This window comes from Ruminococcus sp. OA3, assembly GCF_022440845.1.
Taxonomy (GTDB): Bacteria; Bacillota; Clostridia; order Lachnospirales; family Lachnospiraceae; genus Ruminococcus_G.
This window is the reverse complement of record NZ_JAKNTO010000001.1, coordinates 248087-262012: the sequence shown is the minus strand read 5'-3', so window position 1 is coordinate 262012 and position 13926 is coordinate 248087. Positions and strand designations below refer to the sequence as shown.

Annotated in this window: 13 protein-coding genes; 12 read left to right on the top strand and 1 reads right to left on the bottom strand. The window is 50.5% G+C overall.

Annotated features, from left to right (window positions below; genetic code table 11):
• Positions 1 to 223 precede the first annotated feature (223 nt).
• From MCG98_RS01315 to MCG98_RS01275, 9 genes are read left to right on the top strand one after another with little or no spacing between them, the layout of a single operon-like run.
• On the top strand, positions 224 to 1432 hold the full coding sequence (locus MCG98_RS01315; RefSeq protein ID WP_240300074.1) for an ABC transporter substrate-binding protein: 1209 nt from the start codon (positions 224 to 226) through the stop codon (positions 1430 to 1432).
• 10 nt (positions 1433 to 1442) lie between these two features.
• Positions 1443 to 2510 carry a uroporphyrinogen decarboxylase family protein gene (locus tag MCG98_RS01310; RefSeq protein ID WP_240300073.1) on the top strand — a complete coding sequence of 356 codons (1068 nt, stop codon included), beginning with the start codon at positions 1443 to 1445 and terminating at the stop codon, positions 2508 to 2510.
• Positions 2511 to 2546: 36 nt separating this feature from the next.
• Positions 2547 to 3425, top strand: coding sequence for a branched-chain amino acid ABC transporter permease (locus tag MCG98_RS01305; protein WP_240300072.1), 879 nt, complete (start codon positions 2547 to 2549; stop codon positions 3423 to 3425).
• Between the two features lie 16 nt (positions 3426 to 3441).
• Positions 3442 to 4446, top strand: a complete 1005-nt coding sequence (locus MCG98_RS01300; protein WP_240300071.1) for a branched-chain amino acid ABC transporter permease — start codon at positions 3442 to 3444, stop codon at positions 4444 to 4446.
• The gene (locus MCG98_RS01295; protein ID WP_240300070.1) at positions 4439 to 5206 is read left to right on the top strand and encodes an ABC transporter ATP-binding protein; all 768 of its coding nucleotides are present in this window, start codon (positions 4439 to 4441) and stop codon (positions 5204 to 5206) included. The genes MCG98_RS01300 and MCG98_RS01295 overlap by 8 nt, the downstream gene beginning before the upstream one ends.
• Positions 5207 to 5215: 9 nt before the next feature.
• Positions 5216 to 5917, top strand: coding sequence for an ABC transporter ATP-binding protein (locus MCG98_RS01290; protein ID WP_240303358.1), 702 nt, complete (start codon positions 5216 to 5218; stop codon positions 5915 to 5917).
• A 15-nt stretch (positions 5918 to 5932) separates the two neighbouring features.
• The gene (locus MCG98_RS01285; protein WP_240300069.1) at positions 5933 to 6964 is read left to right on the top strand and encodes a Gfo/Idh/MocA family oxidoreductase; all 1032 of its coding nucleotides are present in this window, start codon (positions 5933 to 5935) and stop codon (positions 6962 to 6964) included.
• Positions 6965 to 6967: 3 nt separating this feature from the next.
• Positions 6968 to 8014: a Gfo/Idh/MocA family oxidoreductase gene (locus tag MCG98_RS01280; RefSeq protein ID WP_240300068.1), complete on the top strand. Its 1047-nt coding sequence runs from the start codon at positions 6968 to 6970 to the stop codon at positions 8012 to 8014.
• Positions 8011 to 9285 carry an L-serine ammonia-lyase, iron-sulfur-dependent, subunit alpha gene (locus MCG98_RS01275; protein ID WP_240300067.1) on the top strand — a complete coding sequence of 425 codons (1275 nt, stop codon included), beginning with the start codon at positions 8011 to 8013 and terminating at the stop codon, positions 9283 to 9285. The genes MCG98_RS01280 and MCG98_RS01275 overlap by 4 nt, the downstream gene beginning before the upstream one ends.
• Positions 9286 to 9351: 66 nt before the next feature.
• Here MCG98_RS01275 and MCG98_RS01270 read toward each other — a convergent pair whose 3' ends face one another.
• Positions 9352 to 10236 (bottom strand): AraC family transcriptional regulator, encoded by an 885-nt coding sequence (locus MCG98_RS01270; RefSeq protein WP_240300066.1) that lies wholly within the window; start codon positions 10234 to 10236, stop codon positions 9352 to 9354.
• A 264-nt stretch (positions 10237 to 10500) separates the two neighbouring features.
• Between MCG98_RS01270 and MCG98_RS01265 the strand changes: the two genes are divergently transcribed.
• From MCG98_RS01265 to MCG98_RS01255, 3 genes are all read left to right on the top strand, one after another.
• Positions 10501 to 11886, top strand: coding sequence for a glycoside-pentoside-hexuronide (GPH):cation symporter (locus tag MCG98_RS01265; RefSeq protein WP_240300065.1), 1386 nt, complete (start codon positions 10501 to 10503; stop codon positions 11884 to 11886).
• 84 nt (positions 11887 to 11970) lie between these two features.
• Positions 11971 to 12759 carry a TIM barrel protein gene (locus MCG98_RS01260; protein ID WP_240300064.1) on the top strand — a complete coding sequence of 263 codons (789 nt, stop codon included), beginning with the start codon at positions 11971 to 11973 and terminating at the stop codon, positions 12757 to 12759.
• 21 nt (positions 12760 to 12780) lie between these two features.
• Complete coding sequence (locus MCG98_RS01255; protein WP_240300063.1) at positions 12781 to 13917, top strand: Gfo/Idh/MocA family oxidoreductase; 1137 nt, start codon at positions 12781 to 12783, stop codon at positions 13915 to 13917.
• Positions 13918 to 13926: the final 9 nt, after the last annotated feature.

Genomic DNA, 13926 nt, shown 5'->3' with positions numbered 1-13926 from the left:
CTTCTTTATATAGTTTTTGCGAATAAAAAATAAGGCATGTATTATCTAAGAGATTAAATGAATTAAGAATTAATGTCAATTACTTTGCAAATATGACAACAAGAATTGTGAATTATTGCGGCGATTCGGCATGATTTTTATTATTATTAATGCTAGAATAAAGCCAATTAAGAGGCAGCAGCCTCTGGAAGCACGGTGTTATAAAACAAAAGGAGGACGAAAGATGAAAAAACTTGTAGCATTTGCTTTGACTGGTACCCTGGCAGTTTCTATGCTGGCGGGATGCGACCAAGGAAGCGATTCCGGAAACAGTACAAATGAAAACAGCAAATCAGAAAATTCCGGTGATGCATCGGGCAGGCATACGATCGCCGCATCCATCCCGCTGACCGGCAACCTGATGCAGTACGGTATCAGTTATCAGAATGCCCTGAAAATGGCAGTGGAAGACTTTAATGCGGCAGGAGGACTGGACGGAGAAGATGTGATCCTTGAAATCAATGATGATAAGGGTGACCAAAAAGAAGCGATTAACCTTGCAAACAAGATTATTGAGGAAGATGATGTATTTGCAGTCGTCGGTTCCTTTGGTTCATCCGTTTCCATGGCGGCAGCTCCGGTATACCAGAAGGCTTCCATGCCGATGGTCTCCCCGAATACTTCTCATCCGGACTTCCCGGGTATGGGGGATATGCTGATTCCCGTTTCTCCGGTTGCGGATATCGAGAGAACAGCTACCGCTAAAATGCTTTACGATCAGTTTGACGGAAAAGATCTCGCGATCCTGCACCAGAATACAGACCTTGGTGTGACAGGCGCCCAGATCCTGACGGAGGTATACGAGGAGCTTGGCGGCAAGGTTGTTATGACGGATAACTTTGTGCCCCAGCAGACTAAAGACTTTACCCCGCTGATCTCCAAGATCAAAGAAGCGAAACCGGGGATTCTTTATATAGACGGTGAGTATAATGACGTGGCTAACATCCTGATCCAGATTGACAATATCGGTCTCGACGGCGTACAGATCGCGGGTCCCGGCAACGTATTCAAGCAGGAGTTCCTGGACATCGCAGGGGAAAAGGCAAACGGCATCGTGCTGGCGGGTACGACACCGGTTTACCTGGACTCTATCATGCAGGTTGCGGATTACACCGATTATCTGAAGGACTTCACAACACGCTACAACGAGAAATATCCGGACACCCCCTGCGACGGGTTTGCCGCCTCTGCATACGATTCTGCGATGCTTGCCATGACGGCGGCAAAGAATGTCGGAACCGATGATCCCAAGGCGCTGGTTGAAGAAATGCTCACCGTTCCGATCGAGATTACATCAGGAAAAAATATGTCATTTGAAAACGGAAACAATGTGGTGAAAGACGTATTTGTGTATACCGTGATTGACGGCGAATTTGCTCCCTATGATTATTGATGAAAGGAATATGAACAGACTGATGACTAAGAAAGAACGAATTCAGGCAATGATTGACAACAGACCTTCCGACAGGATTGGCGTGTCGGGTTGGCTGCACATGCCGATGGTAGACCGTCATGTAAAAGACTTTGTAAAGGCGACGATCGATTTTACGGACAATAATGGCTGGGATTTTGTAAAGCTGATGAGCAACGGACATTATTTTGCCGAGGCATACGGTGCGAAGATCCGCTGGAGAAACGATCCCGGGGAATGGTCCGGAGAGTTCCTGGAATATCCGGTGAAAACACCGGAGGATCTGGCGGCCCTTCCGGTCCTTGACCCGGATGAAAACCCGGTGTTCCAAAGAGAAATCGCGATTGCAAAGGGTGTCTGTGAACACTACAGAGGCGAGGTCCCCGTATTGGCAACGATCTTTACACCATTGACGTGGATGCAGGAGATGCTGCACTCATGCAACCCTGCGCCGGCTGTGCAGATGATGGTGGAACATCCAAAAGAAGTACACAGGGCGCTTGAAGCGCTGCTGGAAACCAATAAAAAGCTGCTGGACCGTATGATCGCGACAGGGGTGGACGGAATTTTCCTCTCCACACAGTGGGCGAGCGGGGCGCTTGTCACAGACGAACAGATCGCGGAATTCTGCCGGCCGTATGATAAAGAATTACTGAGATATATCAAGGACCGCACCTGGTTTAATATGATGCACCTGCATTACTGTGAGAAGCTTCAGTTTGAAGAATTTCTGGACTACGAGGGTATTCAGGCATTTAACTGGGAGAACTGTACTAAGATTGCAGATATGTCCAGGCTGACATCCATTAAAACGGTTCGTGATATGTATCCGGATAAGGTGCTGATCGGAGGCATTGATCAGCATCATGACTTTGTGAATGCAGACAACGACAGAGAGGCGATCAAAGACGTACTGCGCCGAAGGCTCCTGACGGCTCTGGAGGAATGCGGGGATTATCGTTTTATTTTCGCGCCGGGCTGTGCACTGCCGCTGGATGTGGACCGGTATGTGTTCACTCTGATGCAGGAGGTCGTACAGGAGGAAGGACTTGTAAAGTAACTGTTCATATTTATCTACTAAGGATGGTGCACAAAGATGCTGTTGGAACAGATATTAAACGGATTGACCATTGGCAGCACTTATGCGTTGGTAGCGATCGGATTCTCGATGGTGTTTGGCGTGTTGGAGCTGGTGAATTTTGCAAATGGATCGGTATATATGCTGGGCGGTTATATCACGCTGATGGTCTATCTTGGCCTGGACGGTCATTTCCTGCTGGCGTTTACGATCAGTATCATAGCGACCGGTGCAGTGGGATTTTGCCTGGACCGCTTTGGCCTTCGGCGCCTTCGAATTAAGAAGGCACCAAAACTGACCGGTCTGATTACGACAATGGGGATAGCGACGGTCATAGACAATGTAATTTTACTATTTTTCGGAAGCCAGACGAAACCATACCCCAACATTATTGATTTTGGCAAAATCAAAATCGGAAATACCACGGTCAACTCCAGTCAGCTGATTATCCTGGCTGTTGCGCTGGTATTGATGGTACTGCTATCGGCAGTCACCTATAAAACAAAGTTTGGGAAAGCGATGCGGTGCACGGCGCAGAATGCGGATGCGGCAAAACTGATGGGGATTAATGTGAATCTTATCATCTCCCTGACTTTTGTCATCGCTTCGATGCTGGCGTCCATCGCCGGCACTCTGGTGGGCATGTATTACCAGTCCATTGATATCAATACGGGCTTTGCCGTGGGCATGAAAACGATGGCATCCGCCGTACTGGGCGGTGTCGGGATTCTTCCGGGTGCGATGGTGGGCGGTCTTCTGGTCGGCCTGTTCGAAACATTGGGTGCAAGTTATATCAGCTCCGGCTACCGGGATGCCATTGCGTTTGCGATTTTGATTCTTGTGATTCTGATCAAACCCGCCGGTTTATTTGGGCGGAAGAAAATCAATAAAGTATAAGGAGGGGGCGGCTGTCATGAATCAAATACTGAATTTTTTTGCAAAACATATGAATAAGCTGGCTGTGCTGCTGGTGGCGGTACTGGCTGTCTTCCCACTGATGACCAATTCCTCTTACATGCTGCGTATCGTGACCATCTGTATGATGTATGTCATGATCGCGCTGAGTCTTAATCTTTTAACCGGCTTTCTTGGGCTGATGACCATGGGACATGCGGCTTTCTGGGGAATCGGCGCTTATGCGGCAGCGATCCTCTCAACGCGTGCCGGACTTGGCATGGGAACCTGTATGATCGTCTCGGCGGTTGTCGCCGGACTGTTCAGCCTTCTGCTTGGACTGCCGACGCTGCGCCTGAAAGGGTATTATCTGACGGTCGTGACACTGGGATTCTGTGAGATCGTAAGACTTGTGGAGATGAATTCCATGAACCTGACGAGAGGACCGCTCGGCATTGCGGGTATCCCGTCACCCAATCTGTTCGGCATCCAGTTTACCAGTAACCGTTCGATCTTTTATGTGATGCTGGTTCTGGTCGTGCTGGCGGCGGTGATCGTGTACCGCATCGTTCATTCCCGTATCGGACTTGCGGTTATGTCGATCCGCGAGGATGATCTGGCGGCGTCCGCCATGGGGGTCAATGTGTTCCGCTATAAGATCATGGTATTTATCATATCATCCATGATCGTAGGCGTGGCAGGCGCATTTTACGCGCATTATATCAACTTTATCGACCCGTCCAGCTTTACGACGGCGGCATCCATGGACATGCTGATCATGGCGATCTTCGGCGGTCTGGGCTCGATTCCGGGCACGATCCTGGGAGCGTCCGTGCTGACGATTCTGCCGGAGACGATCCGTGCGATGGCGCAGTACCGAAACCTGGTCTATGGAATCATCATTGTCGTACTGATGATGATAAAGCCGGATGGTATTCTGGGAAATGTAAACTTTAAATATATCAAACAGCGTTTGACGCTGAATCACACGGAGAAAAAGGCGGGTGAAGGTGCAAATGAGTAGTGTATTGAAAGTAACCGGCGTCACTCAGAAGTTCGGAGGGCTGAAAGCGCTTTCCAATATCAATATGCAGATCGAACCCGGAGAGATTGTCGGCATTATCGGACCAAACGGCGCCGGAAAGACGACGCTTTTCAATATTGTCACCGGAATCTACACGCCGACGGAGGGAAGAGTCGAGCTGGACGGCGAGGACATCACAGGAGTAAAGCCGTATCTGATCGCCCGCCGGGGTTTTGGGCGCACCTTTCAGAACATCCGGCTGTTCGCAAAACTGAGTGCGATGGATAATGTGATTCTCGGGATGCACGGCCATACGAAGGTCAATCTCGCTGATGCGATCTTTCATACGCCGAAAAAGCGCAGGGAAGAGGAAGCATGCAGCAGACGTGCAGAGGAATACCTGAAACTGATGAATCTGTGGGATGACCGTTTCGCACTCGCGTCCTCGCTTCCGTACGGCAAACAGCGCCGGCTGGAGATCGCCCGCGCCCTTGCCACGAATCCCAAGCTGCTGCTGCTGGATGAGCCTGCGGCAGGCATGAACGAGCAGGAGACGGAGGAATTGCTGCATATGGTGAGGGAACTGCGTGATCTGGGTTATACGATCCTTCTGATTGAGCATGATATGAAATTTGTCATGAACGTATGTGAGCGGATCTATGTTCTGAACTACGGCGAACTGCTCGCGGAGGGGGACCCCACTGCGGTGCGCAATAATCCGATGGTGATTGAGGCATATCTCGGAAAGGAGGATGACTGACATATGGCAATGCTGCGACTGGAACATGTCATGTCAAATTATGGAAGCATCAACGCCCTGCGGGATATCTCCTTTGAAGTCAATGAAGGCGAGATCGTAACGCTGATAGGTGCGAACGGCGCAGGAAAGACCACGACGATGCACAGCATTGCAGGTCTTAAAAATATCAATGGCGGAAAGATTTATTATGAGGACAAGGATATTTCCAAATGGGAGGCGCAGACTAAAGTAAAAAACGGAATCGTGCTCTCACCGGAGGGACGTCAGGTATTCCCAGATTTTACGGTGCTTGATAACCTGCTGATGGGCGGATATCTTCAGAACAGTGAGACGAATGAGGAGACGCTGAAGACCGTGTATGAACTGTTCCCGCGTCTCAAAGAGCGGGAAGCGCAGGCTGCAGGGACCTTGTCCGGAGGCGAACAGCAGATGCTGGCCGTCGGCCGTGCCCTGATGGGCAAACCCCGGCTTTTGATGTTGGATGAGCCCTCTATGGGACTTGCCCCGTTGGTGGTGAAAGAAATCTTTTCACTGATCCGGCGGATCCGTGATATGGGTACAACGGTTCTGCTGGTTGAACAGAATGCCAGGGTGGCGCTGAAGATTTCGGACCGCGCTTATGTGCTGGAGACAGGAAAAATCGTACTGAGTGGTATGGCGGAGGAACTTCTCCATTCGGAGGAGGTTCAGAAAGCATACCTCGGTATCTGATCAGGAGGAAATAAGATGGTAAATGTTTTGATTATCGGATGCGGCGGCATCGCCGGGTTCCGTCACATACCGGCTCTGAGACAGAATCCCGACGCAGTGTTATCTGGATTTTTTGACGGGACGCCGGGGCGGGCGGCTCAGAAAGCAGCCGAGTTTGGCGGGAAGGTTTTCTACACTTTGGATGAGGCTCTCGCAGATCCTGGGATTGATGCAGCTGTTATCTGCACACCCACACGTTCACACTGTGACCTGGCTGTCCGGGCACTTGCGGCGGGCAAACACGTCCTATGTGAAAAACCCATGGCAGTCAGTGCCGATGACGCGAGAAAGATGATTGCCGCATCTGAAAAAGCAAATAAAAAGCTGATGATTTCCCACAACCAGCGCCGGTATCATCCGCATATAAAGGCAAAAGAGCTTCTCGACAGGGGAGAGATCGGACGGCTGCTGACTTACCGTACCTTCCTTGGCATACAGGGACCGGAGTATGCGTCTGTGGACGGTATCAACAATGCGTATTTCAGCCGTGCGATGAGCGGACGCGGGGTTATGAGCGACGTCGGTTCCCACAGGATTGACCTTATGCATTATATTGTGGGCTCGCGCTATCAACGGGTGCTGTCTTACACACCGACACTGGCAAAAGTGAAGCCTGACGGGACACCGATCGATGTTGATGACAATTCCATGTCGATTGTTGAGATGGAAAATGGTGTGGTCGGGCTGATTGTGAACAGCTGGACCAGTATGAGCGGAAATGACCGCATGACACAGTTCTTCGGAACAGAGGGTGTGATCACGCTGTACCGCGAAGACCATCCGGTGGTCGTCGAGTATAAGGATGGAACGACGGCGTATTATGATTTTCCGGAGAATCCGGATCAGAGCGTCACCCTGCTGACAGACATCGACGAGTTGTTTATCCGCTGTATTGAGGAAGATACGAAACCGTTTGTGACGGGGGAAGACGGACTGGAAGTGGTCCTGACCCTGGATGCGATTGAGGAGTCGAATGCGTCCGGAACGTGGGCAAAGATTCGGCGGTAAATGATGCGGGAATTAAAAATTGGCGTGATAGGAACAGGGAGAATCGGGGCAGAGCATATACGCGGGATACAGAGACATCTGTCCGGTGCCTGTGTTGCCGCGGTCGCCTCCTCATCACCAAAGCGGGCGGAAGAGGCGGCTGAGTTATACGGCATTCCGGGAGTCATGACGGCGGAGGAGCTGATCATGGACGCCGGCATTGATGCCGTCCTGATCGCGGCGCCCGGCGCTGTGCATGAACAGTATCTGCTGGCCTGTCTGGAATGTGGAAAGCCGGTGTTCTGTGAAAAACCGCTGGCTGATACGAAAGAAAGCAGCAGGATGATCCTGGAGGCAGAAGTGAAGGCAGGCAGGCGGCTGATACAGCTGGGATTTATGCGGCGGTTTGACCGGCATCACAGAGAACTGCGGGAACTGGTGTGTTCCGGGAGCATGGGACATCCGCTGATGGTACATGCGGTTCACCGGAATCCGCGGGCTGGCGAGGGTTTTGACGACCGGATGGAGATCATGGATGCCGCGATTCATGAGATCGATGTGGTTCCGTGGCTGCTCGGAGGAGATCCCCTGGCTGCCTGCCGGGTGCTTCATGGAAGAACGGCTTCCTGTGCTGAAGGAAAACTGTACGATCCGCAGCTTGTGATACTGGAGACAGTTTCCGGAGTATTGATCGATCTGGAGGTTTTTACGCACTGTGATTATGGATATGACGTAAGCTGTGAGGTGGTATGTGAGCGGGGAACAGTCTCACTCCCGGCATCCGTCTCGAATATTGTCAGGCAGGGAGCTTATCGGCGGGTACGGGAATATGATTTCTGGAAAGAACGTTACCGGGCGGCATTTGACATGGAGCTGCAGCGCTTTATCGATGGTGCCCGGGCGGGGGTACTGGAGGGTCCGACTGCCTGGGATGGCTATGTGGCGGCGGCAGCGGGAGAGGCATGCCTGCTGGCACAAAAAAGCGGGAAAAGACAGGAGATTTGTTATATGGAACAGCCGGCACTGTATCAGGGCGCCGAAGGTTTTGCAGATGAGAGGATGAAAGTATGAAAAAGAGCATGTATGACGGTTATATTCAGGTGTTAAATGAGGAGCTGATCACAGCGCTTGGCTGTACAGAGCCGATTGCGATCGCCTATGCGAGTGCGACGGCAAGAAAATATCTGGGCTGTATGCCGGAACGTATCATCGCTCACTGCAGCGGTAACATCATTAAAAATGTAAAAGGTGTGACGGTGCCGAATTCCGGCGGACAGAAAGGTGTGGAGGCTGCGGCGATTCTCGGGGCACTGGGAGGAAATGCCGAAAGACAGCTGGAGGTGCTGTCCACAGTCACGCAGGAAGATATTGACCAGTCAAAAGTTCTGGCGGGCGAGGGATTATGTGAGGTGGAACTGGTAGAAGGAGTCGCCAATCTATATATTTGCCTCGAGGCCTTCTGCGGAGACGACACCGCGGTCGTAGAAATTGTGGATAAACACACAAATATCGTAAAAATTTCCAGGAACGGTAAAAATCTGCTGAATAAAGATTACCTTCTGGACCGGGGAGATGCAAACCACAAAAGGGATTTTATGAGTGTCAACGGTATCCTTGACTTTGCCGAAGCAGTACAGATTTCCGATGTCAGACAATTGCTGGACCATCAGATCGCATGCAATATGACGATCGCCAGGGAAGGTATGAAGAACCCCTATGGAGCAAATATCGGCAAGAATATCCTGAACCTGTACGGCAGCCAAAATGTGGAGGTGAGGGCAAAGGCCTATGCGGCGGCAGGGTCAGATGCGCGTATGAGCGGATGCGACCTGGCTGTTGTGGCAAACTCCGGCAGCGGGAACCAGGGAATCACAGCCAGCGTACCGGTATATCAGTATGCCAGGGAATTGAAGGTATCAGATGAAAAGATGTATCGCGCACTGGTGATCAGCAACCTGATTGCCGCCCATCTGAAGACGGGTATCGGTTCGCTCTCTGCATTCTGCGGTGCGGTGAGTGCAGCCACCGGAAGCGGTGCGGGCATCACCTATCTGCGGGGCGGCAGCCGGAAGCAGATCATGTTTACGATCAGCAATACCCTGGGAATTGTTTCCGGTATTGTGTGTGACGGCGCGAAACCATCCTGTGCGGCCAAGATTGCGGCGGCGCTTGATGCGGCGATACTTGCCGACAAAATGGCATTTAACAATGATTATTTCAAAGGAGGAGAAGGAATTCTCACAGACGATATCGAGGGCACCATCCGCAACATTGGGCGGCTGGGCCGGGAAGGCATGCAGAATACGGATATGGAAATATTGAATATGATGGTGGGAAAATAAACCGCCTGCAGATCACAAGCACCTGCGCGCCGGCATAAACTGCCGGACAGCAGGTGCTTTTCTCTTCTAATGGTGCTTGGAGCGGTACGCCTTCGGCGTCACTCCATACTGTTCTTTAAATTTCTTTGAAAAATAACTCGTATTATTAAATCCGGTGGTGTAACAGATATCCACCATGTTTTTGTCGGTTGTGAGCAGCAGCTGGGATGCCTGCAGCAGGCGAAATTTGTTGATGTATTCCACGGGCGTTATCTTTGACAGTTCGGAAAAGCAGCGGAAGCATTCGCTCTTGCTGATATTTGCAGCAGCGGATACGTCCTGTATCGTTATCGGCTGCGAATAATTCTGATGGATATAATTGAGCATGTTTTTCATGCGCTGTTCTCTCAGAAGTTTGCCGCTGTCTTCGGAATCTGCAGTCTGTCTGGGGAACAGTGCCAGAAGGCTGCGCCATATCCCGATCATATTTTCCAGCATAAACAACTCATAGGCAGCGTGTGTACTGTCGGTATAGTACATCCGCTTTAAAAATTCCAGAATCTTGTGGCCCTCCTTGCGCTCCGGAGTGATGACAAGGGCGTCCGGCCGGCGGGTCGTCAGAGGAAGTGCATACTTTTCACAGTTCGCACTGTTCATGAGGTCGATCAGAAGCTGTGGCGACAAGACGACATCATAGCCGATGGTTCCAGGGGACTGTTCGCTGGCAAGGTGAATTGCTTCCGGTGCGATATAGATAGCGCAGCCCTCTTCCACCACATAGGAGACGCCGTTCACTCTGTATTTGGCACTGCCTTTCAGAACGATCTGCAGTTCGAGCTCATGGTGCCAGTGGCTGGGGAAACTTCCGTCTGGAAAAAGGTCAAAATGATCCACAAATTCTGATACCGGAAACATCTGATTCGGGTGTGCCAATTCTTCCATCATGGCGTGATTTACAATCATGTTTTCCATAGGACTGTCCTCTTCCTTTGCTTTGTTCTGAAATTCCATTCTGTACAATATGCCTTGCGAATGACATGGCGGATGATAAATTTCGGGTTAATTTGCATAAAAAATATAACAATAGTTCCAGAAAATTGGGAGGATTGTTATATGATTGGAAACTAAATTGACTGAAGGATCTGACGACGGATAGTACAATACCATTATAAACAGGTTGCCGGCAATTTACAAGACAGTTAGTAAAAGCATGAAAAGTGAAAGGGGTTGTTTTTGATGGACGATGTTTCAAAAGACCGACAAAGCAGAGAGGATCATATCGTCAGCTTCCGCGAAAAGATCTGTTACGGTCTGGGGGACTCGGCGTGCAACGTCGTATATGGATTGTGCAGCACGCTGCTCACATTTTTTTACACGGATTATGTCGGGATTAACGCTTTCGTGGTAGGTATGGTCTTTCTGGTCACCAGGCTGTTTGACGGTGTCTCAGATATCATTATGGGATTTATCACGGATTGCACGAAGACGAAGTACGGCAAGGCGCGGCCATGGATCTTATGGATGGCGGTGCCGTATGCGATCACATTTGTCCTGCTGTTTCTGGTTCCGCCAAATGCGTCGCAGACGCTGCAGGCGATCTACATTTTTGTCACCTATAACCTGGTAAACACGGTGGTATACACCGCATTAAACCTTCCATATTCCACGATGGCCTCTCTGATCACACGTGACCAGAAGTCACGTGCATCGACACAGGCATGGCGTATTTTCTGCGGCCCTATGGGGAAAATGCTGGTAACGGTCTCCACGCTTCCGCTGGTCAGGCTTTTTGGCGACACGCAGCGAAGCTGGATTATCGTCTCCTGTATTTTCGCGGCGATTGCCCTGATACTGCTGCTGGTATGTTTTTTTAACATTGAGGAGCGTGTTGTAATTGAGGCGGCAAAAAATCAGAAGGTTTCAGTGGGTAAGAATCTGAAGGCACTGTTTTCCAATCAGTACTGGGCAATCTGCCTGGGACTGTGGGGCGTCATGGTCATGATGAGCACGGTCAGCGGCACCATAACCACGTATTACTGTAAATACATACTGGGAAATCAGGATCTCTACAGCCCAATTTATGCGGCGGAACTGATCGCGCAGAGCATTGTTGTCCTGATCGTACCGTACTTCGTCATGCGGTTCGGCAAGCGCAACCTGACTCTTGCTGGCATCCTGCTGGTGATCGCGGCACAGTTGGTATGGATGAGCAATCCGCTGAACGTCACTGTGGCCATGGCAAGCGCTGTGCTTCGCGGCATTGGTGTAGCGCCCCTGTGGGCATGCGTGTTTCCAATGATCGCAGACTGTGCGGAATTCGGACAGTGGAAGACGCATATCCGGCAGGACGGCATGATCTTCAGTGCCGCTTCGGTTGGTTCGAAGCTCGGCGGGGGTCTGGCTTCAGCCGGAATCGGGCTGCTGATGAATTCGGTCGGCTATGACGGCCTTGCTGCCGCGCAGAATGTGAATGCACTTGGTATCATAAAGGGAATATGCATGTATGCACCGGTCGTATTCTCGGTGATCATTGCAGGACTGTGCCTGATGTACAAACTGGATAAGCTGTACCCGACGGTTATAGCAGATCTTCGGGAGAGAGATAAGCAGGGAATATTATGAATGTTTTCAGGATTGTGAGAGCATAGGGTGCGGAACAATCCGTGGTATCGTAATTATAGAAAAAACAAAAAAGGAGATTTCATTATGATCGATTTTGCAATTAATATTGAACCGCTGTATCCGGGGATGGATATCTGCGAGAAGATAGCGAGAGTCGGAGCCGCCGGCATCCATGCCGTAGAATTCTGGAGCTGGGATGACAGGGATCTTGCGCAGATAAAAAATACATGCCGGGAACACGGCGTGAAGGTGAGGGCTTTCAGTGCGACGAAGTCGTATTCTCTGTGTGACGGGGAACACAGCAAAGAGTATCTGGACTGGATCAGGCAGTCTGTCGGCGCGGCAAAAGAACTTGACTGCGACACGCTGATCCTGTTTCCGAATCATTTTACACCGGAGGGCTGTTCGGATTTTCGGAATAAGTACAGCCATGAGGCGATGATTGCTAATATCACACACAACCTTACCTGCATGGTACCAATGCTGGAAGAAAACAAGATCACAGTCCTGCTGGAGCCGCTTTGCAGTGTGGGCAGCGACGCCGGAATGTCCGTGACGGATACGTCTGTCGGAGCGGATATCGTGCGGGCCGTGAATTCCAGGCATGTTAAGCTGCTGTGCGACGTATTTCACATGCAGATGATGCATGGAAACCTGCTGCAGAACATCACAGAAAATCTGGACATTGTGCCGTACATTCACATTGCCGATGCGCCGGACCGCCATGAGCCGGGGACGGGAGAGATTAATTTTGACTTCCTGTTCAGGAAGATCAAAGAGAGTGATTTTGACGGAACCGTATGCTTTGAATACTTTCCGGAGGGAGATACAGAAGCCGGGTTTGCGGCTGTCAGAAAATGTTGTGAAATATAATAATTTCAGGAGGATTGAAAAATGGTAAAAGAATTAACATATGGAATGGTCGGCGGAGATTTAAGAGCGTTGATTGGAGAGTGTCACCGCAAGGCGCTGGGACTGGATCCAAGAGCAAAACTTGTATGCGGATGTTTTTCGGCAGTTGATGAGCTGAATGATGAGTGTGCCGGGGCTTATCACGTAGATAAATCCAGAGTATACTATGATGCCGAAAAAATGGCGGAGGCCGAGGCAGGGAACATCGATTTTGTTTCCATCTGTACGCCAAATTTCGTACATTACTCTGTGGCGAAGACATTTCTGGAGCACGGCATCAACGTTGTCTGTGAAAAGCCTCTGACATTGAAGGTTGAGGAGGCGGAGGATCTGGCGCGGATCGCAAAAGAAAAGAATCTGGTGTTCGCTGTGGATTACTGCTATTCCGGATACGTGATGTGCAAAGTAATGAGACAGATGATCGCCAGGGGAGATATCGGTGATATCATCTCCGTCAATGCGGACTATATGGAAGGTTGTTTCCTGGATCTCCTTTCGGAAAAAGAACAGATCAATTCCAGGATCTGGCGGACTGATCCCAAGTACAGCGGTATATCCAATACCTGTGCGGACGATGGTACACACGTGGAGCATCTGGTAAATTATGTGACGGGACTGAAGATCAAAAGACTGCTGGCGACGGCCGATACTTTTGGCAAAAAACTGGACCTGAATGACAATATTATTCTTGAATATGATAACGGTGCGCATGGTGCCTATTGGTTTTCACAGGTTGCCTGCGGCTCACCGAACGAGATCAATCTGCGCATCTACGGTACGAAGGGGTCACTGGAATGGCATCAGACGAGACCGGATGAGGTCCGCTTTGCAAGAAAAGGGGAGGCGGCACAGACACTCTGCCGCGGAGGCGACGGGATTGACGTACCGGCAGGCAGTCTGTCACGCGTTCCGTTCGGGCATCCGGAAGGATATTATATTGCAATCGCGAATATTTACAAAAACGTCATCGACACCATCCTGAAGCTGAAAAACGGTGAGACCCCGACGGAAGAAGACCTGGACTTTCCGGATGTGGAAACGGGTGTCAGCGGCGTAAAGTTCTATTATGCAGTCATCGAGAGCGCGCAGAACAATTCCAAATGGGTTGACGTAGAATAGGAGGTGACA

Coding starts and splice junctions, on each gene's coding strand:
- MCG98_RS01270 (WP_240300066.1), bottom strand. CDS start 10,236: ATGGAAAACATGATTGTAAATCACGCCATGATGGAAGAATTGGCACAC.
- MCG98_RS01280 (WP_240300068.1), top strand. CDS start 6,968: ATGCGGGAATTAAAAATTGGCGTGATAGGAACAGGGAGAATCGGGGCA.
- MCG98_RS01285 (WP_240300069.1), top strand. CDS start 5,933: ATGGTAAATGTTTTGATTATCGGATGCGGCGGCATCGCCGGGTTCCGT.
- MCG98_RS01275 (WP_240300067.1), top strand. CDS start 8,011: ATGAAAAAGAGCATGTATGACGGTTATATTCAGGTGTTAAATGAGGAG.
- MCG98_RS01290 (WP_240303358.1), top strand. CDS start 5,216: ATGCTGCGACTGGAACATGTCATGTCAAATTATGGAAGCATCAACGCC.
- MCG98_RS01260 (WP_240300064.1), top strand. CDS start 11,971: ATGATCGATTTTGCAATTAATATTGAACCGCTGTATCCGGGGATGGAT.
- MCG98_RS01265 (WP_240300065.1), top strand. CDS start 10,501: ATGGACGATGTTTCAAAAGACCGACAAAGCAGAGAGGATCATATCGTC.
- MCG98_RS01300 (WP_240300071.1), top strand. CDS start 3,442: ATGAATCAAATACTGAATTTTTTTGCAAAACATATGAATAAGCTGGCT.
- MCG98_RS01315 (WP_240300074.1), top strand. CDS start 224: ATGAAAAAACTTGTAGCATTTGCTTTGACTGGTACCCTGGCAGTTTCT.
- MCG98_RS01305 (WP_240300072.1), top strand. CDS start 2,547: ATGCTGTTGGAACAGATATTAAACGGATTGACCATTGGCAGCACTTAT.
- MCG98_RS01255 (WP_240300063.1), top strand. CDS start 12,781: ATGGTAAAAGAATTAACATATGGAATGGTCGGCGGAGATTTAAGAGCG.
- MCG98_RS01295 (WP_240300070.1), top strand. CDS start 4,439: ATGAGTAGTGTATTGAAAGTAACCGGCGTCACTCAGAAGTTCGGAGGG.
- MCG98_RS01310 (WP_240300073.1), top strand. CDS start 1,443: ATGAACAGACTGATGACTAAGAAAGAACGAATTCAGGCAATGATTGAC.